General features: G+C 39.4%; 22 protein-coding genes and 1 pseudogene. 12 read left to right on the top strand and 11 right to left on the bottom strand.

Features of this window, described 5'->3' with window-relative positions; translation table 11 throughout:
• Positions 1-122: 122 nt before the first annotated feature.
• The 11 genes and pseudogenes from FBQ94_RS12345 to rpmE all read right to left on the bottom strand — a co-directional run bounded on the left by FBQ94_RS12345 (position 123) and on the right by rpmE (position 13,891).
• Positions 123-1,091, bottom strand: coding sequence for a GvpL/GvpF family gas vesicle protein (locus FBQ94_RS12345; RefSeq protein WP_007220141.1), 969 nt, complete (start codon positions 1,089-1,091; stop codon positions 123-125).
• A 112-nt stretch (positions 1,092-1,203) separates the two neighbouring features.
• Entirely contained in the window at positions 1,204-4,671 is a 3,468-nt protein-coding gene (locus FBQ94_RS12340) for a PAS domain S-box protein (RefSeq protein ID WP_007220142.1), read from the bottom strand.
• Positions 4,672-6,792: a CDC48 family AAA ATPase gene (locus tag FBQ94_RS12335; protein WP_007220143.1), complete on the bottom strand. Its 2,121-nt coding sequence runs from the start codon at positions 6,790-6,792 to the stop codon at positions 4,672-4,674.
• An 81-nt stretch (positions 6,793-6,873) separates the two neighbouring features.
• The gene (hsp20, locus tag FBQ94_RS12330; RefSeq protein WP_007220144.1) at positions 6,874-7,395 is read right to left on the bottom strand and encodes an archaeal heat shock protein Hsp20; all 522 of its coding nucleotides are present in this window, start codon (positions 7,393-7,395) and stop codon (positions 6,874-6,876) included.
• 53 nt (positions 7,396-7,448) lie between these two features.
• Positions 7,449-7,595, bottom strand: a complete 147-nt coding sequence (locus FBQ94_RS17625; RefSeq protein WP_502872693.1) for a helix-turn-helix domain-containing protein — start codon at positions 7,593-7,595, stop codon at positions 7,449-7,451.
• Between the two features lie 216 nt (positions 7,596-7,811).
• A pseudogene (locus FBQ94_RS12320) lies at positions 7,812-8,848 on the bottom strand (AAA-type ATPase lid domain-containing protein); the annotation flags it as partial.
• A 259-nt stretch (positions 8,849-9,107) separates the two neighbouring features.
• Positions 9,108-9,695, bottom strand: coding sequence for a hypothetical protein (locus tag FBQ94_RS12315; protein WP_007220146.1), 588 nt, complete (start codon positions 9,693-9,695; stop codon positions 9,108-9,110).
• A 235-nt stretch (positions 9,696-9,930) separates the two neighbouring features.
• Positions 9,931-11,205: a UDP-N-acetylglucosamine 1-carboxyvinyltransferase gene (murA, locus tag FBQ94_RS12310; RefSeq protein WP_007220147.1), complete on the bottom strand. Its 1,275-nt coding sequence runs from the start codon at positions 11,203-11,205 to the stop codon at positions 9,931-9,933.
• 103 nt (positions 11,206-11,308) lie between these two features.
• A complete protein-coding gene (gene prmC, locus FBQ94_RS12305; RefSeq protein WP_007220148.1) occupies positions 11,309-12,244 on the bottom strand; it encodes a peptide chain release factor N(5)-glutamine methyltransferase in 936 nt (311 codons plus the stop codon).
• A 328-nt stretch (positions 12,245-12,572) separates the two neighbouring features.
• The gene (prfA, locus tag FBQ94_RS12300) at positions 12,573-13,664 is read right to left on the bottom strand and encodes a peptide chain release factor 1 (RefSeq protein WP_007220149.1); all 1,092 of its coding nucleotides are present in this window, start codon (positions 13,662-13,664) and stop codon (positions 12,573-12,575) included.
• Entirely contained in the window at positions 13,661-13,891 is a 231-nt protein-coding gene (gene rpmE / locus FBQ94_RS12295; RefSeq protein ID WP_007220150.1) for a 50S ribosomal protein L31, read from the bottom strand. Before rpmE ends, prfA begins: the two co-directional genes overlap by 4 nt.
• Before the next feature lie 285 nt (positions 13,892-14,176).
• On the opposite strand from rpmE, the gene ffh reads away from it, so the two are divergent.
• From ffh to FBQ94_RS12235, 12 genes are all read left to right on the top strand, one after another.
• Positions 14,177-15,532, top strand: coding sequence for a signal recognition particle protein (ffh, locus tag FBQ94_RS12290; RefSeq protein ID WP_040543354.1), 1,356 nt, complete (start codon positions 14,177-14,179; stop codon positions 15,530-15,532).
• 55 nt (positions 15,533-15,587) lie between these two features.
• On the top strand, positions 15,588-15,842 hold the full coding sequence (gene rpsP / locus FBQ94_RS12285) for a 30S ribosomal protein S16 (RefSeq protein ID WP_007220152.1): 255 nt from the start codon (positions 15,588-15,590) through the stop codon (positions 15,840-15,842).
• A 3-nt stretch (positions 15,843-15,845) separates the two neighbouring features.
• On the top strand, positions 15,846-16,526 hold the full coding sequence (gene trmD / locus FBQ94_RS12280; RefSeq protein ID WP_007220153.1) for a tRNA (guanosine(37)-N1)-methyltransferase TrmD: 681 nt from the start codon (positions 15,846-15,848) through the stop codon (positions 16,524-16,526).
• A gap of 38 nt (positions 16,527-16,564) precedes the next feature.
• Positions 16,565-16,918, top strand: a complete 354-nt coding sequence (gene rplS, locus FBQ94_RS12275) for a 50S ribosomal protein L19 (RefSeq protein ID WP_352246745.1) — start codon at positions 16,565-16,567, stop codon at positions 16,916-16,918.
• A 127-nt stretch (positions 16,919-17,045) separates the two neighbouring features.
• Positions 17,046-17,555 (top strand): YraN family protein, encoded by a 510-nt coding sequence (locus FBQ94_RS12270; protein WP_007220155.1) that lies wholly within the window; start codon positions 17,046-17,048, stop codon positions 17,553-17,555.
• Between the two features lie 13 nt (positions 17,556-17,568).
• Positions 17,569-18,939 carry a TatD family hydrolase gene (locus tag FBQ94_RS12265; RefSeq protein ID WP_007220156.1) on the top strand — a complete coding sequence of 457 codons (1,371 nt, stop codon included), beginning with the start codon at positions 17,569-17,571 and terminating at the stop codon, positions 18,937-18,939.
• A gap of 129 nt (positions 18,940-19,068) precedes the next feature.
• Positions 19,069-19,530 (top strand): N-acetyltransferase, encoded by a 462-nt coding sequence (locus tag FBQ94_RS12260; protein ID WP_007220157.1) that lies wholly within the window; start codon positions 19,069-19,071, stop codon positions 19,528-19,530.
• Between the two features lie 103 nt (positions 19,531-19,633).
• Positions 19,634-20,683 carry a 4Fe-4S dicluster domain-containing protein gene (locus tag FBQ94_RS12255; protein ID WP_007220158.1) on the top strand — a complete coding sequence of 350 codons (1,050 nt, stop codon included), beginning with the start codon at positions 19,634-19,636 and terminating at the stop codon, positions 20,681-20,683.
• Positions 20,680-21,783 carry an RnfABCDGE type electron transport complex subunit D gene (locus tag FBQ94_RS12250; protein ID WP_007220159.1) on the top strand — a complete coding sequence of 368 codons (1,104 nt, stop codon included), beginning with the start codon at positions 20,680-20,682 and terminating at the stop codon, positions 21,781-21,783. Before FBQ94_RS12255 ends, FBQ94_RS12250 begins: the two co-directional genes overlap by 4 nt.
• Before the next feature lie 49 nt (positions 21,784-21,832).
• Positions 21,833-22,555, top strand: coding sequence for an RnfABCDGE type electron transport complex subunit G (locus FBQ94_RS12245; protein WP_007220160.1), 723 nt, complete (start codon positions 21,833-21,835; stop codon positions 22,553-22,555).
• On the top strand, positions 22,549-23,964 hold the full coding sequence (locus FBQ94_RS12240) for an Rnf-Nqr domain containing protein (protein WP_007220161.1): 1,416 nt from the start codon (positions 22,549-22,551) through the stop codon (positions 23,962-23,964). The genes FBQ94_RS12245 and FBQ94_RS12240 overlap by 7 nt, the downstream gene beginning before the upstream one ends.
• Before the next feature lie 99 nt (positions 23,965-24,063).
• Positions 24,064-25,692, top strand: a complete 1,629-nt coding sequence (locus FBQ94_RS12235) for an NADH:ubiquinone reductase (Na(+)-transporting) subunit F (RefSeq protein WP_007220162.1) — start codon at positions 24,064-24,066, stop codon at positions 25,690-25,692.
• The last annotated feature ends 102 nt before the right edge of the window (positions 25,693-25,794 follow it).

The raw sequence follows: 25,794 nt of genomic DNA, 5'->3' as shown, positions 1-25,794 counted from the left end.
ATCTCTAAAACATTCACACATTTTTCCCCCTTTTCTAAAGGGGATCAAGAGGGATTAACAACTCCGGTGTTTCTCTTTAGTAAAGATGCAATTCCTTAAATCCTCTTTGCTTTTGAAGTTTCTCATAATTCCGGACAAAAACTATAGGGAGGCCATGGGCCGGTAAGCTCAAACACAAGTCCCTCGTTCTTATATTTTTCTCCTTGTATATTCATACTATCTCTAAATGATACAAGCATCTGCTGTTTTATGAGAAAGGCCGCATTCATAACCATATCAGATGATCTACCATGGATTTTCTTATCAAAACACCGCAAAAATCGGCAACCGTCAGTATACGGTAATACTGTGGAATAAATGTCTTGTAAAATCCGTTGGATTTCTACTCTTAATGCCTCTTCGCATATCTTGTGCTTTTTCTTTGCTAATAAATAACCCTCCCCGGGTAATAATGATGTCTGATCTATTTTTATAGGTTGTCCTTTTCTTTGATCATATCTATCCATAAAAACCTTTTTATCACAAAATATCTTCACTGACCATTCAGTCTTATCAGTAGTATAATTTAGGAATTTGATAATCTTTTCTTTGTGCGGCAGTATCGTTTGAAAGAGGGTCTCCTGATTCTTATAAATTGTACAAAACCGTAAGGGCACTACGGGAATAGAATAGCATCCTGTTAAAACTCCTGTGCGTTGAGGATTTTCTCTCTCCTCTCCCTCATCTTCTTTCTTGAGAATTCCCTCTGGTTCTCCTTTATTGAAGGTTGACTGAGAAAAACGATAGAGAGGTTCGTGACAACCTTTTGAGGTATAAGTCATAACGAACTCGATTACCTCCTCATGTTTCTTTGCTTTTGACGCAATCCACACCATATCTGTCATTTTTTTATCAAGGGCATCTTCGCTAAATTCCTTTAAAGATAGAGCGCTCACTATTGCAAAAAGACCATTTCGTTCAATAGCATACACTTCATGTTCATCGTCAATACCCATAAGAGTATGGGGAAACGATACTGGCGTTTGAGTAAAACAGTAGGCATAAATCCCAAAGGGGATATCCAGGGTATTCCTCTGTATCTGACCCGGCATAATTCTTCCTCATCACTAACCGATTTACAAAAAAGCAGGGCAGGCTTTAGCCTTGCCCTACGTAAGGGCGAACACAAGGTTCGCCCCTACAGATTCAATTCATTTCAAAGGTTTATACTTCCAATACCTCTCGTACTCTTCTTAAAAGCTCGTTTGGTAAAACAGGCTTTGGAATAAAATGTAACCCTTCCTTAAGAATGTCTTTTTTATTTATAACTTCCTCACTATATCCGCTGATGAAAAGGGCTTTAATATCTGGCGCTATTTGCCTTATCACATCATAGGCAGCTTTACCATCCTTAATTGGCATTATTACATCTACTATAAGGCAATGAATCTTATTTTTATTGTCAATAAATTTTCTTATCATATCATCGCCATCTACTGCTTCTATGATTTTATAACCAGCCTTTTGAAGTACTATCTTGATAAGGATCCTAACCTCTTTCTCATCCTCTGCTAATAATATCGTCTCCTTACCACCTTTGGTGACAAGCATTTCTGATTCTATCTCATCAACTACCGATTCAATTACCGGTATGTACATCTTGAATATCGAACCTTTGCCCGGTTCACTATCAACATTTATGTAGCCCTGATGCTGCTTAACGATTCCATACACTATCGCCAGCCCAAGACCTGTGCCTTTTCCAACTTCTTTCGTTGTAAAGAACGGTTCAAAAATCCTTTTTTTCGTTTCATTATCCATGCCTATACCCGTATCTGAGATAGAGACAAGAACATACTTCCCAACCATACCGTAACCATGAATCTTTATAAATTCACTATCTAATTCCACAACTTCCGTAATTATTGTTAAAGAGCCTCCATCAGGCATGGCATCTCTTGCATTGGTTACAAGGTTCATTAAGACTTGTTCTATCTGGTTACTATCGGCCATAACGATACAGTTTTTATCTATAAATATAGTCTTGAGCTGAATATCTTCGCCAATGAGTCTTACCAGTAAGCTTTCGACCCTTTTTATAACCTCATTCAAATTTACCGGTTTTGGGTTGTTTTTCTGTTTTCTGCTAAAGGTAAGAAGACCTTTCGTTAAATTAGCAGCCCTTTCTGTTGATGTAAGTATCTTTTGGATATAGATCATCAATGAATTATCTTTCTCCAGCTCATTCTGTAGCAGGTTTCCATATCCCATTATTATTGCGAGGATATTATTAAAATCATGAGCAATGCCTCCTGCAAGGGTACCAATAGATTCTAATTTCTGAACATGATACAACTGTTCTTTCAGTTTTGATTCTGATTCCTCCGCTTTTTTAATATTGGTAATATCCTCTGCAATCTCAATGAAATGAGTAATAATACCCTCTTTATTTTTTACTGGTGAAATATTTGCAATTTCCCAATAAAGATCGCCATTCTTTTTCTTATTCAGAAACTCCCCGCGCCATTTACCTCCGGAAGAGATGGTATTCCATAATCGCTTATATTCTTCCCTTGATGTTTTTCCAGATTTTAAGATGCATGGATTTTTCCCGATAACTTCTTCTGTACTATAACCTGTTAGTTCTGTAAATTTTGGATTAACATATTGAATATTGCCGCAGGTATCAGTAATAATGATTACATTCGAGCTTTGTTCGATAGCACACGATAATTTTTGAAGCTGCTCTTCCATCTGCTTATGCTCGGTAATATCTGAAAATAAACCATTAGCATACCTGTTACCATCCTTGGTATAGGTTATCACTGCCCTATCATGTATCCAAATCCAGGATTCATCCTTTCTTCTAATCCTGTATTTAACATCAAATATCTTATTTAATTTAAATAATAATGAATATTCCTCTCTCACTCTCTCAACATCTTCTGGATGAATTCTTTCAAACCAGAGAGAGTTACCTGCCTTATAGATTTCTTCCGGCGTATATCCATAAACCTTTTCTATATTTGGGGTAATAAAAAGAGTTGTACCTGTTTGATCGGCGGTCCACATGACATCCGGTATATTCTCGACAAGTAAACGATATTTTTCCTCTTTCTCATGTAACAATTTTTCCATCCGTTTGCGTCCGGTAATATCGGTTGAAATACCACAGATTGAGTGCATAATTCCATGAGAGTCATAGAGGGGAAACTTGACTGAAATGTACGTATGTAATCCATCATCATGCGGCACTACTTCCTCAAATTCCAGGGAAACACTAGCTTCGATTACCTTACGATCATTTATCCTCAAAGCATCGGCAATCTCCTTTGACCACATATCGTAGTCAGCCTTGTCTTTCAGCTCTTCTTGTTTAATCTGTAACACCTTTTCACATAATTTATTAATAAAAGTATATCTACCCTGCATGTCTTTGACATAAATGAGTGCTGTTGCATTATTAAGAATGGCTTGTAGCCTTTCTTCACTATTATATAACGCTTCCTCAATTTGCTTGCGCTGAATAATAACACCTAACTGAGTAGCAACTGATGAAATAAGTCCGATCAATCGCTCATCCTTATCATGTTGTTCCCGCACAAAAAAATTCAGTACAGCAATAACCTTATCATTTGCTATGACAGGAATACCTATCGCCGCTTTTAGACCGCACTCTTTTGCAATTGATGCACGAGGAAAATCTCCATCCACGGTAGCATCTTTCCGCCATTCAGGTGCTCCCAAAGACCATACACGACCAGGCAGACCAACTCCCGGTAAAAAAGTAAACTTTTGGCTTTTCTTTCTAAATTCTTCTAAGCCTTCAGAATTGTTATGCCATACCTGAATACATTTGAGATACCCGTCATCAGAGGATGGAAGCCAGGCTTCACCGTAATCCCAGTCCGTATATTTACACACTTTACACAATACAATATCCAGTACGGAATGCAAGTCATCTGCTTCAGATGTTGATATAATGATGGTTTGCAGGAGTTTAATCTCTTCCTCCATGCGCTCACATTCTGTAATATCCTGGATCGTTCCAATTATTCGGGTAACTTTTGCTGTCCCATCACCGGCTTGAATTTGAGCTGGAACGGTAATATCAGGGGCACCGACGGCAATATACTTTGCAATATTGGAGATTGTACGGAAAGGCTTCACTGCTTTTTTCATGAAGCGAATACAGAGACAGATAACCAGAACGATAACAATTACAGCAGGTATGAGTACACCGATGAGCACTTTTTTTATGGGAACAAGTACCTCATCTTTATGGATCCCAACCAGTAAGACCCATTTCATGGAAGGGATGTACCTTGATGCACCTATAACTTCTCTACCCCGGTAATTCTTATAGAATCTACGGATTTCTTTATTTACTGTTAAGCATACGTTAACCGGGAATGTATCGACCACGTGTTTCAATACGATATCCTTCATGCATTGAGTTTTTATAAAACCATCACTGGTAACATTTTGGATAGGGAGTTTGGCCGCTTCCAGAAATTGAGACATATGACATTCGTAAAATCCTGCAAGAATAGTTATGTCATCAAGGATATGTTCTTTAAGGTATGCTTTATTTTGTTTATAGATCAAAAGGAACGTGATAAAAACAGGAAGAAGGATAATGAGAATCCCGAACAATACTTTTACAGAGAGCGGTCTTGCACATTTCTTCATCTATAGACTCACTCTTTGCTTCACCTCTTCCACTGCATTACCAAAATCACCTGCTGTTACTATAAATCCTTCACTGCTTACCTTCTGTTGAGCGATAGCACTGCGAATGGCCATTAATACCGCCCTCTTGCAAATCAATTCTATATCTGCACCTGTCATCCCTTCAGTCTCCCATGCATATTTTTTCAGATCTATTCCTTTTTCCAGCGGTTTATCATGGGTATGTACCTGAAATATTTTTAAACGGGTATCTGCGTCGGGGATGGGAATTTCAATAAGATAATCGAATCGTCCTGCACGAAGCAGAGCCGGGTCTATTTGCTCCATGCGATTTGTAGCTGCAAGCACCAGAACCCCCTTCAACTCTTCAATACCATCCATTTCTGTAAGAAATTGACCGATGACACGTTCGGTCACATGAGAATCGCCTCCTTCTCCACGTTTCGGAACAATGACATCTAACTCATCGAAGAAGATAATACAAGGAGCCGCCTGTTTTGCCTTCTTGAATATATCCCTGATACCTCGTTCCGATTCGCCAACATATTTTGAAATAAGAGCAGGCCCTTTGATTGAGATAAAATTAACCTTTGTCTCATTGGCTACGGCCTTAGCCATAAGTGTCTTTCCCGTTCCCGGAGGGCCGTAGAGCAATATTCCCCTGGGTGAACTAATCTTTGCATAGGTAAATAAATCGGTATATTTCAACGGCCATTCTACAGCCTCCCGAATCTGTTGTTTTATTGTCTCAAGCCCTCCGACATCTTCCCATCCTACATCCGGAATCTCTACAAACACTTCGCGCAAGGCAGAAGGCTCTACTTCTTTCAGCGCATCGATAAAATGTTCCATACATACTTTCATATTCATCAGGGTCTCATAAGGTATATTGGATGCATCAAAATTAATTTCCGGAATAACCTTTCTTAAGCAGAGCATCGCAGCTTCCCGGCAGAGCGCCTGAAGATCTGCTCCTACAAAACCGTGAGTAATTTCAGCAAGCTTATCGAGACTTACATCTTCAGACAGTGGCATGCCCCGGCTGTGTATCTCGAGGATTGAAAATCGTGCTTTCTTATCAGGAATAGGAATGGAAATTTCCCGGTCAAAACGTCCTGGCCGTCTCAACGCCGGATCCAAAGCGCCTGGAATATTGGTAGCGGCAATGACAATAACATGACCACGGCTATCAAGTCCGTCCATAAGGGCCAGGAGTTGAGCTACCACCCTTTTTTCAACATCTCCTACCACATGTTCCCGTTTCGGCGCTATAGCATCGATCTCATCGAGAAAAATAATGCTCGGTGCGTGCTTTTTTGCATCCTCGAAGATCTCCCGAAGCCGTGCCTCGCTTTCCCCATAAAATTTATGAATAATTTCCGGGCCGTTAATGGTAATGAAATATGCTTCGGTCTCATTGGCTACCGCACGGGCAATAAGCGTTTTTCCACATCCTGGAGGGCCGTAGAGCAATACACCCTTGGGGGCATCAATCCCTAAACGCTCGAACACCTCGGGATGTTTTAATGGAAGTTCAATCATCTCCCGTATTCTTTGTATTTCATGACTAAGGCCGCCGATATCCTCATACGAAAATTTGATGCGATCACCCGATCCCGGTTTCTTCTCATCGATTTTTAATACTGTCGTGGGATTGATAATTACAATCCCTTTCGGAGTTGTGCTTTCAACGATAAAATCGGAAAACCGGCTGCCAAAGAGTGTGGCGCGGATCCGGTCACCCGCAATAACAGGAAGCCCATCGAGTAAACTTCCTATATACTTACTATCCCGGTCGAGATTCGTTGCATTCATAGGAACGAGAACGACATTGTTTGCAGGATTCCATGATCTCTTCCTTACCAGAATCTTCTCATCTAAACTTATCTGGGCATTGCCCCGGGTCAAACCGTCGATTTGGATCTTGCTCATTCCTCTCTCTTCTTTAAAGGCAGGCATTATCTTTGCGACGGTACTTCTCTTACCTACGATTTCTACAATATCTCCAACCGTAGCATGCAACTTTTCAATATCAGCAGGATCGATTCGCGCTAACCCTCTTCCCACATCTTTTCTTACTGCTTCCGCAACCTTTAATGATATTTCACTGTTGTCTTTCATCCTAAAAATGCTCCCCGCCTTCCCTATAAAAGACATAAAATTTTAAAAGAAACGCCTATTTCTCTTAATTAGCCTGAATACTTATCTTGCTAGTTTTATTTCCAGTACCCCATTCTTATAGGTATGTATCATGGTATCTTTGGTAAAGCTTTCTTTCAGAAGGATCTCCTTATAATATTTCTTCTGCTGAGTCTCGGCTGAAATTTCTAATATATCATCTTTTATGGTTACCTGAATATCCTTCTCATCTACTCCGGGCATTTCGGCGATGATTTGAATATAATGTGCCTCCTCAAAGATATCTACTAAAGGCTCTCGCACCTCATCTACACCAACATCGCCTTTTTTGTCCTTGCGTATATTACCAAAGGGTTCGACCTTTACCTTATCAGTACCAAAACCACCTACCTTTATAGAAAAGCCATATACGCCACTCAAATTTTTGTTCAGACCTTTGATCTCGCCCGTTTTCTGAAACTCCTTCCCCTTTTCCGTGAGATCTGATAGCTTGTCCACAAGATCACCCAAACCCTTAAAGATACCGCCTAATCCTATGTCAAAACTGCCCTCTGATTCTCTTTTTTCACCTTTTTTGGATGCCATAACATTCTTCCTTTCTTAAAAAGATAAATGGTTTTTGTAAGAAAAGCTGTACGTCAAGCTAAATTTTGCGCATTGCGGTTAACCTCAGGTGTAGTTTGTATTGTAATTCCGTACTTCTTGACTTTATAATGCATAGTTTTGTAATCAACTTTGAGAATCTTGGCTGCCTGGCTTTTATTTCCTTTGGTTCTTTTTAGCACCTCCTCAATTAACCTTTTTTCTGCGTCTTCAATACATTTAGCTACGGTATCATGGAGGGAAAGTTCTTTACCACTATTAATATCTAAATGTGAAGAAGCGGCACAATCGGCCGCCTGAATTTGGTGTCTTATACCAGATGTCTGATCTTCCCCATGATACTGTTGTTGTTTTGTTTCCAGTATATTTACAACAAGATGTTTAGGCTCAATAATTTCTCCTGATAATAATACTGCCCGGCGGATAACATTTTTTAATTCTCTTACATTACCCGGCCAATGATATTCGAGTAATATCCCGAGCGCCTCTTTTGTAATTCCCCGAATATTCTTGTTTAATTCCTTATTGGTAATATCCAGAAATCTCTTACAAAGAAAGACAATATCATCCTTCCGCCGTCTTAACGGCGGTATCTCAATGCAGAATTCGTTCAATCGCTGATACAGGTCCATTCTAAAAGATCCTGATTCTACGAGGGACTCCAGCCGCTCATTTCCTGCTGCAACAACACGCACATCAATCTCGACTTCTTTATTGCTCCCCAAACGCCGAATCCTTCGTTCCTGAAGGACTCGCAATAGCTTACCTTGCATAGATTTCGGTAAATTTCAAATTGTCCTATTTTCTTCTGTTCTGCGCCGGTAAAAGCGCCTTTCTCAAACCCAAAGAGTTCACTCTCAATCAAAGTTTCCGGAATTGAACCGCAATCCACTACGATAAATGCTTTATCCTTTCTGGAACTTCGGCTGTGAATACTCCGTGCTACTAATTCTTTACCAGAACCAGTTTCCCCATAAATAAGAACCGTAAAATTGGTCGGAGCAACACACCCTAACAGCTCATTTATCTTCATAATCTCGGCACTGGACCCCATTTGTTCGAAGAGCGGCATAGCAAGACCAAATTGCGTTTTCAGTTTATAAATTTCCTGCCGCATAGATCTTTCTTCGATAGCTCTTTTTACGGTTAGTTCTAACTCTTCATTATCAAAGGGCTTTGTAATATAATCATATGCGCCAATTTTAATAGCCTCGACTGCCGATCGTATTTCCCCATAAGCAGTAATTATGATTACAGGAATTTCATTGTTAATACTTCTGATTTGCCGTAATATCTCTATCCCATGCATGCCTGGCATACGAAGATCGAGAATAACAACGCTGGGAAATTCCTTGTTAAAAATCTCCATCCCTGTATTGCCATCGCTTGCCATGTAAGTTATATATCCTGATTTGCTTAAAATACGTGAGATCATATCACACAAGTCCACTTCATCATCTATAATGAGAACTCTAGCATTGTTGTCTGTTATCATAGGCTCTTTTAGTATCAAAAAAATTTCAATGTATACGTGTGTATAGTAAGAAACGCCGAGATGAATTGAGAACAACTCTGAACATAAAAATATTACTTTATTAAGAAATGAATGAACATACTATCATCTTATAGGTTGAGATGATGTTCGTGATACCAAATCCTGCGCTAAGCGTATTTTGGCATGAAGATTTTTCCTGTTAATTGAACTTTTGAATGGCAGATGGTATAGTTAAATATTCAACAACGATATCGGATGGTAGTATTTCAACTATCTTATGGAGCATGCCCAGAAAAAGGATGCCTGTTTCACGATCTTTCAGGGTCTCATGGATTCTGCTGGCAATAAATATATCTCGTTCGGCCATATAATTCTGCCTGATGGTACCCTTTTCAACGGATTTCCCCATGGTTGTATTTTTGATCAGATGATATTCCTTCATTAACAATGCTGCATCTTCAGTCCCTATCAAGGTAGCCCCTTTACTTATAAGTTTTAGCAGTAATTGATGATTTCTCCCGCCTCTCTGCGCAATGTCTTGTACAATTTGTAATTCATTACCGCATACCGGTAAACCATCCTGATAGATTTTAACCTGACGATAGCAAAGGTGTTTTTGATTCAAACACTCCTCAATACTTATCCATAGGTCATTTATTCTCTTGAGATGCTGATGCCATTTGTATATACCGTATTTTTGCATATATTCTTTTTTTAATGACCCTGCCATTGAGCCCATATCGACTTCAGTATGAATAATCGGTATATAAATAAGTTGTCTTCCCATCGTTTATGCACTACAAATTTTTAATACTAGAAAAAGGCAAGTTTTATTCCTACTCCAAGTTTACAAGATCTAAAAATCTTAGAAATATACGTATCCATATATCAATCAAATATCTAGAGCGAATGAAAATTGTCTTTTTTGAATGAAAATGACGGAGAAGGACACATTATTATGGTTTTAATTCCATAAATAATATGATACATTTTCTATACAATTATGGCATGCACACCATACTTTAATCATGAATACGTTTTATAACTGCCCCAAGATCAGTTAACCGTTTTTCAAGCCGTTCATAACCCCGATCTAAATGATAGATACGATGGACATGCGTAGTTCCTTGCGCTACTAAACCTGCAAGTACAAGCCCTGCGCCGGCACGCAGATCCGAAACCATCACATTGGTACCAGATAAAAAAGGTGTTCCACTTACAATTGCGCATGATCCTTCTACACGAATATCAGCTCCCATTCTCTGTAATTCCGGAGAGTGAATAAATCTATCAGGAAACACCTTCTCGGTAATAACACTTTTCCCTTCTACGGTACACAGCAGGGCCATAAACTGCGCCTGCATATCGGTAGGCATGCCCGGATAGGGTAATGTTGTTAAATCAACAGGATGATAGGAACTATTGCCCTTTACCCGGACGCTGTTTCCCACAGGAGTTACTTCTACACCAATTTCTCTTAATTTATCAATTACTGCAGAGAGATGCTCTACTTTAACATTTTCCAATGCAATATCACCCCTTGTAATAGCGCCAGCAATCATAAATGTTCCTGCCTCAATTCGATCGGGAATGATCTCATAATCAACTCCATGTAATTCCTGAACTCCTTCTATCGTTAAACGACTTTCACCAATCCCGGTGATTTTTGCGCCCGCCTTATTTAAGAAATTGGCAAGATCCTGCACTTCCGGTTCACAAGCTGCATGTTCAATTATCGTTGTACCTTCAGCCAATACTGCCGCAGTCATTACATTACAAGTTCCGAGTACGGTTATACCGTATTGCCCCATCAAAGAAATCTCTGCACCTTTTAATCTTTCCACCGAAGCAGTTATATAACCTTCCGTTGTCTCAATCTGAGCGCCTAATGCCTTAAGACCTTTTATATGCAGATCGATAGGACGTTGGCCAATAATACATCCTCCGGGATAGGAAACCTTTGCCTTGCGTCTTTTACTCAGTAATGGGCCCAAGACACATATAGAAGCCCGCATTTTACTGACAAGTTCATATGGTGCAGTAAATTTACCCTCATTTTCTCCATCCCGGAATCCTATCTCAAGGGTGCCATCTTCGTGTCTCTTTATTTCTCCACCAAGATTTTTTAATATTTCCGATTGCGTCTCAATATCAACAATATTTGGTACGCCTCTTATTCGGGATGGCCCATGTAATAACAGACAGGCAGCCATAATAGGCAAAGCAGCATTCTTTGCCCCATTTATCCTCGTACTTCCCTCTAAACGACGTCCTCCCTCAATAACAATTTTGTCCACAACTTCCTCCAGTATTGCTTAAATGTAATCACAGGGCAAAGAAGTGCCTTCAGCTTTCTCTTTTTCCTGCGATTCCTCTTTTCCCCGATTTTTCAGATAGTTTTTACCATCGCCTTTGTGCGGCAACGATGCGATATATATATTGATAATCTCTTATTAATTCTGGTTCCTTAAAATATCCTGTATCCTCTAACAACCGTGCTACTTCCTGCGCTTGTTTCTCCCCGATCTCAAAGATAATAAAACCCTTGGGCTTGAGCCACATAATTGCATCTGCGATCACACGTTTGAACATGTGTAAACCATCCTGACCACTGACTAATGCCTGATACGGCTCAAAACTTACCTCTTTTTGTAATACAGGGAACTCATCATCTGCCACGTAGGGTGGGTTCGATACGATAAAATCTACGTTTAATTTTAGCCCGTATCGTTCAAGAGGTTTGTATATATCACCCTGTAAGAATATTATCCTATCGGAAACCTGATGCCTTTGTGCATTCATTTTAGCAACCGCTAAAGCATCAGGCGATATGTCTGTTGCAAATATCTTTGCATTATCTGTCTTTGCTGCTAAGGCTATCGCAATGTTACCACTGCCGACTCCGATATCTACAATCACCAACTCATGTTTTTTTACCAGGATTTGTGACTTCTTTATGACAGCCTCTACGAGTAATTCTGTTTCAGGACGTGGTATCAATACCCGTTCGTCTACATAAAAATCCATAGACATAAACTCCGCATGATTTGTGATATATTGTACGGGGATACGCTGTGCACGTCTTTTGATATCTTTTTTGTAGCTTATTGCTATGGTAGTATTTACAGGTTTATCGGGATGTACATAGAGATCAACACGTTTGCAACCCAGAAGATGCGATAAAATAACCTCTGCATCCAGGCGTGGAGAGTCGATACTATACTTTTGCAATACACTGCTCGCCCAATAAACAAGATTGGATATAGTATGACATTCTGGAAATGTATTTATATACTTTTCAATATTATTATTAGCTGAAAAATCGGAATCCGACATAAGAACAATTTAATAAATAATATAGATGGCTGCTTATTCATCCATGCTCTGGCGCCTTTATCTGGGATAAAGGGTAACTTTACAACATACTTTTCATTACACACCAGATATATACACAAATAAACACAGATAAACAAGCTTATTCGTGTTATTCTTTACGCCACTATATCTAAATATTGCAAATCATTTTATTCTTATGGGGCAATGGGAGATGTTGTGATATTTCTCTTGTATTTGATCCCGTTGAGATGTGTTTGCTTTATTTGCTTTGGATGACTTCTGGTCCACCTATCATATAATAAAAGAGCCAGAATCTCATGTAAGCCACTTATATGCTTGCTGCCAGTTCTTTTAATCGTTCTTCTTTATAATACGCTGTTAAGGCATCTATAAGCTCTTCCAGATGTCCCAGCATGACTTGATCCAGATTGTATACTGAAAAATTTATCCGATGATCAGTAACTCGATTTTGTGAATAGTTATACGTACGAATTTTTTCACTACGGTCACCCGTTCCTATTTGATCACGGCGGATTTGATCCCGCTCATTCCGTTTCTGCCCTTCATACAATTCGTATAACCGGCTTCTTAAGATACGCATAGCCTTTGCACGATTTTTATGCTGGGATTTTTCATCAAGACATTTCACAACTAATCCGGAAGGAACGTGGGTAACCCTGACGGCGGAGCTTGTTTTATTAACCTTTTGCCCTCCCGGGCCAGAGGCACGAAAGGTATCTACTACTATATCGTTCGGATTTATATCAATCTCAACCTCTTCGATTTCCGGCAGGATAGCTACTGTGGCTGTCGAGGTATGAACCCTGCCACTCGTTTCTGTTTGGGGCACCCTCTGAACACGGTGTGTGCCACTTTCAAAGCGTAATTTCTCGTATACATTCTTTCCTTCAATAGAAAAGGTTACTTCCCGAAACCCCCCAAGATCTGTTCCACTGCAATCAAAAAGCTCTACCCTCCATCCCTGATTTTCTGCATACTTTGTGTACATACGGAACAAATCAGCAGCAAAAATAGCCGCTTCATCACCTCCCGTTCCTGCTCGTATTTCGGCTATTACATTTTTGCCGGAAGTTCTGTCATCTGATATAAACAAACTTTTGATCTCGTCGAACAGAAACTCTTCTTGCTTCTCTAATTCTCCTAACTCATCCTTAGCCATCTCGGCAAATTCCTTATCTATACCTTCTTGATTCAGGAGACTTTCGGCATCCCTTTTCTTCTTCCGAGTTTCCAGCAATTGGGTATATTTATTCACCATTTTGGAGTAGCTTCCATGCTCCTTTAAATATGTTGTATAACGATTGGAATCTGAAATTACCTCCGGATCTGATAAGAGCCTCTCTAATTCACTATATCTTTCGTATATTTTTTCTAATTTTTTTAATAAATTATCATTCATTTTTTCTTTACGGTTTCTTCTGGAGTATGAGCCTTTTGAAGCCTTTTCTGAAACCTTTCTATTTGACCCGCACTATCGAGAAATTTTTGTTTACCGGTATAAAATGGATGGCACTTTGAACATACTTCCACAAATATTTTCGGTTTCGCCGATCTTGTCTTAAAACTTTCACCACATCCACATGTTACAATAGTTTCCATATATTCCGGATGAATTCCTTGTTTCATTACTTCACTTCCCCCTAAAATAAACAATGCGTTCTGTGAACGCATAATAAAATAAGACAATTATTTATCGCTAAATACCTTTAAAATTCTAACAAACCAAAAAGTGTTCTGCAATAGAAATTTTATTATAAAATTCGTTTGAATATTTATGTGAATTGTATATAATGATTAATTTAGTTTCTCATATTTATATTTTTACATAATTTACAGTTTTTGTTAAAATAACTTCTAACGAAAATGGTATATTTGTAGTATCTTATAACTCTTATTTGTTTGGTTTTATACATTATGTTTGAAGCAATTACAAGTAGTTTAGAAGGTGTTTTTAGCAAACTCAGGGGAAAGGGACGTCTCACAGAGGCCAATATTAAAGATGGGCTGCACGAGGTACGCTTAGCGCTTCTTGAAGCGGACGTTAATTACAAAGTCGTTAAGGACTTCATCCAACATGTCACTGAACGTGCTGTTGGAGAAGAGGTAATAAAGAGCGTTGCGCCTGGACAGCAGATTATAAAGATTGTTCACGATGAATTAGTCAGATTAATGGGGGAATCGGACACAACAATTCCCTTTAGAGAAAACGAACAAACATTGATTATGTTGGTTGGATTACAAGGTAGTGGAAAGACTACCACAGCAGGAAAACTCGCTAAGACCATAGCTTCTAAAGGAAAAAAACCGCTCCTGGTAGCTGCAGATGTACAACGGCCCGCTGCTATTGAACAATTAAAGGTGCTAGGTCAACAACTTGATATGCCGGTGTACTTTGAGCATAACTCGCAACCGGTGAAAATATGTAAAAATTCTCTTCAGCATGCCAAAGAGAGGATGAACGATGTTATTATTTTCGATACCGCCGGAAGACTACATATTGATGATGAACTGATGTCGGAATTACAGGAAATCAAAGAAAAATTAAAACCACACCAAATTTACTTTGTTTGCGATTCCATGACAGGTCAGGATGCCGTTAATAGCGCAAAGGAGTTTGATACCCAACTAGGATTTGATGGTGTAATTTTAACAAAACTGGATGGCGATACCAGAGGCGGAGCTGCCTTATCAATACGGGCAGTTACCGGAAAGCCCATTAAATTTGTGGGTATTGGTGAGAAGTTAGATCGTTTGGAAGAGTTTCATCCGGACCGTATGGCTTCGAGAATACTCGGGATGGGAGATGTTGTATCCCTTGTAGAACGTGCTCAGCAAGCTATTGACATGGAAGAAGCTCAAAAACTTAGCAGAAAAATACAAGACGATACCCTCAGCCTGGATGATTTCCTTATGCAGCTCCAACAGATCAGGAAGATGGGGCCGCTGAAAGAAGTTTTGGGAATGATTCCTGGTATGGGAAATAAGGTCGATGGTTTAAATATAGATGAAAAACAGCTCCAAAAGGTCGAAGCAATTATTAAATCCATGACACGCAGTGAGCGGTCAAATCCGGATATAGTCAACGGAAGCCGGAGACAGCGGGTAGCTACAGGAAGCGGAACAACAATCCAGGATGTAAATCAGTTATTAAAGCAATTCAAATCGATGAAAAAACTAATGAAACACTTCAAAGGAAATGAAAAAAATTTAAAGAAGATGGGATTATTATCAAACAAATTGCCTTTTGGTAAAGGCATGATACGATAATTCAGGTAATAATATAACTATTTAGTTACACAATTTATACTGGTAAGGAGAAAAAATGGTAAGACTGAGAATGATGAGAATGGGTCGCAAAAATAGACCTTATTATAGGATTGGCGCCTTTGATGCCCATGAGGAGAGGGATGGAAAAATCATTGAAAATCTGGGGACATATGATCCTATGGAATCGAATAATGAAAAACAAGTCACTTTAAAAAAAGAGCGGGTAGAATATTGGTTAGGAGTAGGTGCAAAGCCAACAGAGTCAGTCGCTAGTGTACTGAAAAAATTCGGTATAGCATTAAAAAAATAAATCATGCGGATCGATATTTTAACATTATTCCCGGAAATGTTTGAGAATGTACTGGGAAATAGCATTTTAAAGATTGCCCGGGAAAAGGAACTTGTTCACTATAATCTTTTCAATATCCGGGAGTATGCTGAAAATAAGCGATGTGTTGATGATCGGCCATACGGCGGAGGCCCCGGCATGGTGATGAAACCAGAACCTATCTTTAATTCGGTTGAATTTGTTGAACAACAGGCACATGCTTGTTCAAAAAAGATATTGTTAACACCACAGGGGCGCCAATTTTCCCAATCAGTTGCCATGGAATTATCGAAAGAACCTTATGTAATGCTCATATGCGGTCATTATGAGGGTTTCGATGAGAGGGTCAGGATAGGATTGGATGTGCTTGAGTTATCTATCGGCGACTATATCCTTTCTGGTGGAGAAATACCTGCAATGGTAATTATCGATGCTGTGGTTCGTTTGATACCAGGGGTGTTAGGCGACATGGACTCGACAGTGAATGAATCCTTTCATAATGGTTTATTAGAACATCCTCAATATACCCGGCCGGCAGAATATAGAGGTATGCGAGTGCCAGAGGTACTAATGTCTGGCCATCATCAGAAAATAAAAGAATGGCAAAAAAACCATGCGGTAAAAAAAACTCTGGAAAAAAGACCGGATCTTTTACAGAAAATATAATCTTATTAGTATATGTTGTAATAATCTAAAATGAGGAGATGATGACTGTGAATATTATTGATATCCTTGAAAAAGAACAGATGAAAAAGACAATCCCCCAATTTTCAATAGGAGATCAGGTAGACGTATCAGTAAAAATTATTGAGGGTGATAAAGAACGTATTCAGGTCTTTAGTGGCATTGTAATTGCTAAAAATGGCGGAAGCCTCCAGGAAACGTTTACGGTAAGACGCATTGTCCAGGGTGAGGGTGTAGAGCGTGTATTCCCGGTCCATTCACCAAAAATTGCTGATATTAAAGTTATAAAATCGGGTAAGGTCAGGCGCGCAAAGCTCTATTACATGCGTACCAGAACAGGCAAAGGCACAAGGTTGCAGGAGAAATTTGAATAAAAGCAATGTAAGGCAGGAAGAATATAGCGTCTCAGGTAAAAAAGGAAACTTAAGATTATTGCATCAGGAAGGAATAGAGTATTAACAGGAGTTTGATCTAAAGGTAGCATATAGCACAGCATAACTTATGGGTAATCCTTATAAGTATTTAAATCCCTGGATTAAAATTTTTATAAGAACCTTGCAATTGCTCTCTGTTAAATATATCACCTCAAACATATATTTGTTCAAAGATAAGATTCAGAAGTTACCACATGCACAAGCTGTAGGTACACAGGGAGAACACAAAGCGGTAAAATTTCTGAAGAAGAACGGATATAAAATACTGCAACGAAATTACCGATGGAAAGGCGGAGAAATAGATATCATCTGTTACGATCGTGGTACGATTGTATTTGTGGAAGTCAAAACACGGCACTCAGATACTTACGGGCCACCGGAACTCTCTGTTACCGAAGCAAAAAAGAGGCAAATCTTAAAGGTTGCCCGGCATTATATTACAGAAAAACGGATAGAAGGCATAGACTTGCGCTTTGATGTAGTTTCCATTTCCCACACGCCTATTCAAAAATATCCAGCAATAACACTTTTTAAAAATGCCTTCACTAAAAATGATTTGACTGCCGCAAGGATATAAGTTCAAAAAAAATATGATTATTGATACCCACGCACATCTTGATTTTCCCGAGTATAAATCAGACCTGGAATCCATTTTGTCCCGCGCAAAAGAGGCTGGCGTTGGATGTATTATCAATGTAGGTACGAGCCTTGCTTCAAGCGAGAAAAGCGTTGTTTTAGCGAGCCGATTTAACACTATATATGCCAGCATTGGAATCCACCCGCATGATGCTTCAAAGGTTTCTGAGCACAACTGGCAAACATTAGAATCTCTTGTGGGAAAACCGAAGGTCATAGCCATTGGAGAAACAGGGCTTGACTACTACCGTAATCGTAGTCCTCACGAGGACCAGCAGCATATATTCCATAAACATCTGGCTCTGGCAAAAGCCCATAGTCTGCCGGTAATTATTCATTGCCGCGATGCGAGCGATGATTGCTTAAAAATATTAGATGAGCATAAAAACGGCATGCTGAATGGAGTTGTGCATTGTTTCAGCGGGACAAAAGAAGCCGCAAAGAAGTTTATAGAATTAGGATTGTACATCTCTTTTGCAGGGTCGATTACCTTTTCGAATGCAAACACCTTGCGAGAGGTTGCTAAATCGGTTCCTGTTGAAAGACTTCTTTTAGAAACAGATTCCCCCTTTTTGGCTCCTCAACCGAAGAGGGGTGAACGCAATGAACCATCATATTTGTCCTTCATTATCCCCGTATTGGCGAATATCTACGGCCTATCCGTACATGATATTGAGCGGATTACCAGCTTTAATACATATAAACTATTCGGAATAGACGAGCCGGAGCAAGAAGGAAAGATTGCTTATGCTATACGAAATTCATTCTACATAAACCTCACAAATCGATGTTCAAATATATGCACTTTTTGCATGAGGGAAACTTACCCTATCGTCAAAGGCCATCATCTAAGATTACAGCAGGAACCAACTGTGGAGGAAGTATTACATGCAATTGGCGACCCAGACAAATACGATGAGGTAGTGTTTTGCGGCTATGGTGAACCAACCGAGCGATTAGATGTATTGATACCTGTTGCAAAGTTTCTAAAATCAAAGAACAAACGTATCCGGTTGGACACCAATGGACATGGAGATTTAATCAACGGAAGGCCTATTATTCAGGAATTAAAAGGGTTGATCGATACTATTTGCATTAGTTTAAATGCCGATACTGCAGAAAAGTATGAGGAAATCTGTAAGCCTGTTTTTGGGAAAAAGGCCTATCCTGCACTTATCCAATTTATTAAAGATGCGAAAAAGGCAATACCGAACGTACAGATTTCTATTGTAGATATACCGGGTGTTAATGGAGAAAAGTGTAAACAGATAGCGAAAGATTTGGGCGTCGATTTCAGAGTAAGAGAATACAATGTACTAGGTTAGTATTATAGTTCACCGCTGAGTACATAAAGAGCGCAAAGAAATAATTTTCCGATTTTGATATCTGATTTAAATTATCCACGTATTTTCTCAAAGTCTCTGCGGTAAGAAATTTTTATAGAATTTTCATCCATGTTACGAAAAGCAACCATAGAAGATATTGAAAAGATTTATAAACTCATAAACGAATTTGCATCAAAGAACGTCATGCTGCCACGGTCTCTCAGCGAACTTTATGAAAATATCAGGGATTTTTTCGTGTTTATTCAGCATGATAAAGTGGTTGGCTGTGCAGCCTTGCACATTTTTTGGAAAGATCTTGCGGAAATAAAATCGGTTGCCGTATTGGAATCTCATCAACGCGAAGGAATTGGGAAAAAACTGGTAATGGCCTGTAAGCGTGAGGCGAGTAAATTACATATTGCAAAGATATTTGCCCTTACCTACGTACCAGAATTCTTTGAAAAATGCGGATTTATCAGGGTAGAAAAGGAAAGTCTCCCTCACAAGATATGGTCTGAATGCGTCAAATGCCATAAATTCCCAGATTGTGGAGAAATTCCAGTGATTTATGAATTACAGAAAACTATCTAATCTGAGATATTATTACTTTCAGACTTGATGTTTCCCTGATATTTTGGCAAAATGGCTTCTTAAAATAGTTATCTGAATTTTTACCGCTTTACGATCAGAAAATATGTGGAAAGAAAAAGAAATAACAGGATTTCACGGGGGTTTTAACTTCCTTGATACCTATCTGTTAAAATTTTGCAATATTATAGAGGAAGTTTCTTCTGGCAGCACGCCGGAGACATTTAAATACAATATTCCTGACCAGGAAGTAAAATATGGTATTGTGAACCTCTGTCCTACAGAGCCGTGGGAATTACCGAACTGGGCAATCCTGGAAAACAAGACCCTGGCATTCCTTGATAAGCTGGAAGAAATAAAAGTACGTTACTTTCCAAAAGCACACTTTTTCATTGCTATCAATAAAAAAGAGGACAGAACCATTGCGGAGGCAGTGAACTATGCAAGCAACGCCGATAACGCCGAGTGGATGAAGATTTTTGCCTTAGACCCAAAATATCCGCAGAACGATCCTGTTTTGTTAGCAAAAGTTATTTTAGGTATAGATATTAATTTTGGTCAGGATACCATGGATCTGGGTATTTTAATCCTTGATGCCCAAACGGTATCGGCTGTCTACGAAAGCTGCATTCTGGAGAATAAGGTTAATTCACGACTCATAGCTATTTCTGGCACAGGTCTGAAAGAAAACGAGATTATCAATGTACAACTGGGAACATCTGTAGACAAGGTACTCCATTACAGGACTGTTGAAGCGGGCGACTATCGGGTTTTTATAAACGGTCCTTTGCGTGGCAAAGAAATATCAGACTTATCACAGAAGATAGATTGGTCTACCAATAACATTGTAGTCTTAAAAGAACAGGATAGTAAGGTTATGTTTCCCATGCTCAAGTCTGGTGAATTAACATTTACTACTAATACACACGGGGAATTACGGCAGTGTATTTATTGTAATTTTTGTGATAGTATTTGCCCTGCAGATTTAGAACCTGCCCTCTACTACCATAGTTATATCCGGGGAGAAAAGCACAAGGCACGCCTCTATAATTTAGAAAAATGTATTGAATGTGGGTTGTGCAGCTTCATATGCCCCTCAAAGCTGGAACTCTTACGGATTATCAGGGAATGCAAGGCGCTGGGTAAAAAATTATGAAAAAATCGCTTAAACCAATAGAAGATATTCTGAGTAAGAATCTTGACCGTACAGAATCATTTATCCATACCCATCCAAAAATCAACTTCCTGTTTGGGAGTCTTTTTGAAGCCTTTGACAGTCTTATTCGTAGCAGAAGAGAAACGGCACAAACACAACCCTTTATCCGAAATAATTATGATGTAAAACGGTTTATGGGGGCTGTACTCGTGGCATTAACTCTCGGATGGGTTTTCCCGTCCATTTATTTTTATGGCTGGCAGTGTGTAATACCCAAGCTTATGGTTTCGTTTATTGTAGGTGTATTCATCGTTGATGTAAGTTGGGCCATTATTGCACAGGAAGGTCATATCAGCGAAGGCGGATTCGTATCATGCATGTTCATTCCTGCCATATTGCCTCCACAATCGCCGCTTTGGCTAACCGGTTTAGGCGCAGCGTTGGCTATTCTCTTCAGGAACATACTGGGTGGAGTCGGTAATAATCTTGTAAACCCCGCCCTTTTCAGCCGTTTGTTTTTGACAATATGCTTTCCGGCCCTTCTGGTCACCGGTTATCAAATACCCTTTGTAGGTATCCCGGATATCCATGTTCTCCGCTATGGATTAGATACTATTACCCATGCTACACCATTAACGGCATTCAAGGCTAACGGGGAAATACCCTCTTACCTTTCTCTATTTCTGGGAACTGCAAGTGGTTCTTTGGGTGAAACGTGTCGACTGGCGCTGATACTATCGGCTTTATGGTTAATCAAAATAAAAGTTGCGAATTGGAGAATACCCGTATCCTATCTTGGCAGTGTGTTTATCTTCTCCCTGTTTTTTTCATTGATTTTAGGTAAAGCTGTAGCTCCACCCTTGTTTCAACTTTTTAGTGGTGGTTTAATTCTGGGGGCATTTTTTATGGCTACAGATCCGATAACAGCAACATACAACCAAACAGCAAAATGGGTCTTTGGCGCAGGATGTGGATTTACCACGGTACTGATAAGAGATTTTACCACATTACCTGAAGGGGTTATGTATGCAATCCTGCTTATGAATCTCCTGGCGATACCAATCCAGTCTTTAGCAGTAAAGATGAGGTATCGTATATGAGGAAAAACTTTCTTTCATTCGTAAAACTTACAGTTCTCCGAACAATATAATGGACGAATTTAAAAAAATAATATCTCGTATTATTTCAATTCTCCTGATTACTTTTTTACCCTGTGCAGGACTTCTTGTAGTGTACTTCTTTACAGCTCCAAGAATCGCTGAATACTACGATATAAAGGAAAAGCGCGCTGTTTTGGATATTTTTCGTATTCCCTATCGTACGGTAGAAAAGAAATTTATGGGATTTCATTTTACGGTATATGATAAAAAAGATATTCAAGAAGTTTTTCGTAAAAATATAACCATGGAAACACCTCCCTTATCCTGGGAAATTCAACCCACAGGCCGAGATTCCTCTGAAGAAAGACAAAAGGATACGAGTGGAAAAAGGATATTCAAATACGTGAAAGAAGGAAGCCTTCAAGGTGTTGGATTTGTGGAATCAAAAATGGGATACGGTTACAATAAATCAAGCACTATGTCTCTCTTTATTTGTCTGGAACCTGACGGGGAAACATTAAAGGGTATAGAAGTATTAGACCATAGCGAAACACCGGGTTTAGGCGGTAGAATTACTGAAGATCAATTTAAAAAACAATTTATCGGGAAAAAGTTAAAACCGAAGATAATAATGGTCAAGGAAAGAAAAGCTGAAGGCGCAAATGAATTTGATGCAATTACCGGTGCTACCAACACCAGTAAAGGAATAGCAGCCTTTATCAACGATGCTGTAAAAGAATTTTGGGAAGGGCAAAGGGAGATAACATGGTAGGATTAAAGCGAAATATACGAAAAACCTCTAAATTCCTCATGAGGGATAATCTGATCCTGACTGCTGGCGCCGGACTTGGATTTTGCTCTTCACTGGCTGTAACAAACAAACTTGAAAATTCTCTAACCATGGGACTCGGAGTAACATTTGTAACCGCCGGGAGTTTTTGTCTGGTCTATCCCTTTAAAAGACTTATATCAACCGCAGGTACACACCATAAGATTTCTCTCCTGATGATTATCGTATCTGTCTTTGTAGCTATATTCGGATTCTTTGCACAATCATTTGTCCCTGAGATAGCAGCAAATATAAAAGCATATATTGACCTAATTACCACAAATTGTATAGTGCTGGCTGTAATCTCTGAGGGGTTAACCGTAAACTTTTGGGAAGCGCAAAGGAAGATATTTAAAGCATGCTTAGGATATTCCCTTGCCTTAGTTCTGCTTGCATTTTTAAGAGAACCTCTGGGTTTTGGGACCGTTATGGGTTTCTCCGTGCTTCCTGCTACCTTTCCACGGGTCGTCCTTATGATTACCCCTGTGGGTGGATTCTTTGCACTGGCAGGATTTAGGCTTTTATTGCGTCCGATTCTTATTAAGGCAGGAATTGTATATCCGGAAGCTCCTAGCTCCGGCCTGGTAACAGCAACAGACGGAGGGGAACCTGTACCGGTTACTCAACCAAAGCGAAGAGTATCTAAAACATCTTTCATTGCTATAGGATTAGGGGTTTGTCTGTTTCTTAGCATTATAATACATATAAAAACAATACCTAGTCTTCATCAGCAATTCAGTATTCTCATCCCTGTCCTTCTGAGCGCCCTTTTCTTTGATGGAATTGTATTAAGCAAACTTTTAGGAATATGTCCCTTACTAAATAAATCACGCCAAATTGACGCAGCGTGGAAGATGGGTGTGGCGGTAATTATTGTAACAACATTATCCACTGCATTAAACTGGTTGGTATATCACCATATCTTAGTTAAGTGTAGTGACTTCTTATCCCGATATTCGCCTTTGCCATTACGATTAGAAAACATCTTCTATCTAACGGTTTTTATTGTTACTATCGCTGTATTTGTACAAGTCTTAAGTGTATTATTAAGAAAATTTGCAAAGAATGTATATGAGCAAATGGGTCAGTTTCTGGAGCTTATTACCGTTAACTGTATTGTCCTTGCCAGCGCCACATTTACCATTCCTACAGGAGCAAAATTTTTTGTTACAACGGTGACAGCGCTTGGATATGGTCTTCACTGGATGATGGTAGTTATATGGCTTGCCCTGTTAAGGCGTCAACGTCTGGTTGTTCCCACTACGGTATGGGATGAAGATACTATTGCTATCCTGCTCTTAGGTATCATGGCGGCTATATTTACCGGTATTGGAATGATACAAATTTTTTAAATTGTAGCGCATAAACGGTAAAACTTTGGCTGATAAAAATATGCGGTATCTTACCTGGTTTTTATCAAAAGAGAATTTAGAAGAATTGAGGAGTAAATAATGGTTACCCCCTTAGTAATAGGAGCTGGTATCCTTGCCTTACTGGTATTGTTACTGAGCTTATTCAGCGAAATCATCTATCAATTCTTCGGTCGGGGTGAGAAACGAAAACTCACTATTTTAAGTGATGATGATTACCGGAAGGAACTAACTATTGAGGGAGGGGAAAAACTCCTGCCTTTGCTTCAGAGCAGAGGGTTTAACGTTCCTGCCGCTTGCGGGGGTATGGCTACCTGTGGCCAATGTAAGGTAAAGCTCTACACAAATGTAGGCCCATATACGGCTGCTGAAACTCCTCATTTTGATATGAAAACAAGGGAAACATCCCGGAAATTTTTAGAACAAGGCACCGGAGATGGTTATGTACGATTGGCATGCCAGGTCCGGGTAGAGAAGGATGTGGATCTGTATCTGCCCAAAGATACGCTATCGGTAAAACAATATACGGCACGATTGGTTAAGAAAAAAGCGCTTACCAGTGATAAGACAGAAATCTGGTTACAACCATCAAAGCCCATTCAATATAGACCTGGTCAATATATCCAATTGGCTATTCCTGAAGACTTCGTAGAAGAACATTATAAAAAATACGACACATTTATCAAAGAAGCTTGTAAGAATTTAGGGAAAGAGTTTATCCCTTATACACCCGGTGCAACTCTATACAGAGGCTATTCCCTTGCCTCTACAGAACCAGACCTTTTGAAACTTATCATTCGTATGGCCCCTGTTGACCCAAGTAGGGTTATAGAGAAGGGAGGGGCTCCTTGCATAGGACCGAGTTGGGCGCACCACTATATCCTTGAGAAAAATCTGTGGAATTTCTTCCGGGGCGAAAAAATACATTTCACCGGACCATATGGACATTTTACTTTAAGGGAACAACCACACACCGCAGTATTTGTAGCAGGCGGTGCAGGTTTAGCGCCTATCATTGCCCTCCTTGAGCAATGGTTCAAGGAAGGCCGCAAGGATAAGGCTATCTTCTTCCTCGGAGAACGAAGATTTCAGGATATTCCAACGTCTTATTTACCCAGGTGGTTAACCTGGCAACAAAAAAATCACAATTTTAAATTGGTGCCGGTACTTTCCGGAGCATTTCGCGGTGATAATCCTGCAGAATTAAACGATGTAGATAAAAGGTGTTACCATTGTCTTTCCGTTGATGGTAAACAGATTATCAAAGAACAAGGTCTGATAGATGATCAGGAAACTCACTGGAAGGGAGAAGTAGGATTCATTGGGCCTCTTCTCAGGACGTATCTTTCACCTGATCAGAATATTGTGTTTTACCTTTGCGGACCAGCTCCTATGACAGTTACCGTAATCGATGCGGCAGCAAACGTATTGAATCTGAAAAAAGAAAACGCCTTATTTGATGACTTTACGGGTACTTTAACTCCATCGGTAGATCTGCTGTATCAGAAACTTGAAATCAAAGAAAAGATCTACGCTTTAAATATACCAAACGCAGATAAGCTTATCGAAAAGATCAGTCACATCCTCATTATCCAGTTGATATTAAAAGACAAAATTGATGAAAGTTACCGTTTTCTTGAACAAGTAAAAGAGGCGATTGGCAAATCCGGGCAAGAATTGGAACTCATGCTTCTTTCATATAAGAGTTAAAACATACCTCAAGTTCGCTTGGAATCTGCTCGTGAAGCAAGAGAAAGATAAGCCTACGGTTTAGACTAACGAGCCTTTGTATAATAATGGTCTTGTTAGTTT

It is taken from the genome of Candidatus Jettenia sp. AMX1 (assembly GCF_030263775.1).
In the GTDB taxonomy this organism is placed as follows: domain Bacteria; phylum Planctomycetota; class Brocadiia; order Brocadiales; family Brocadiaceae; genus Jettenia; species Jettenia caeni.
Note: the sequence above shows the minus strand (reverse complement) of the source record. Positions and strands in the feature narration are given on the sequence as shown.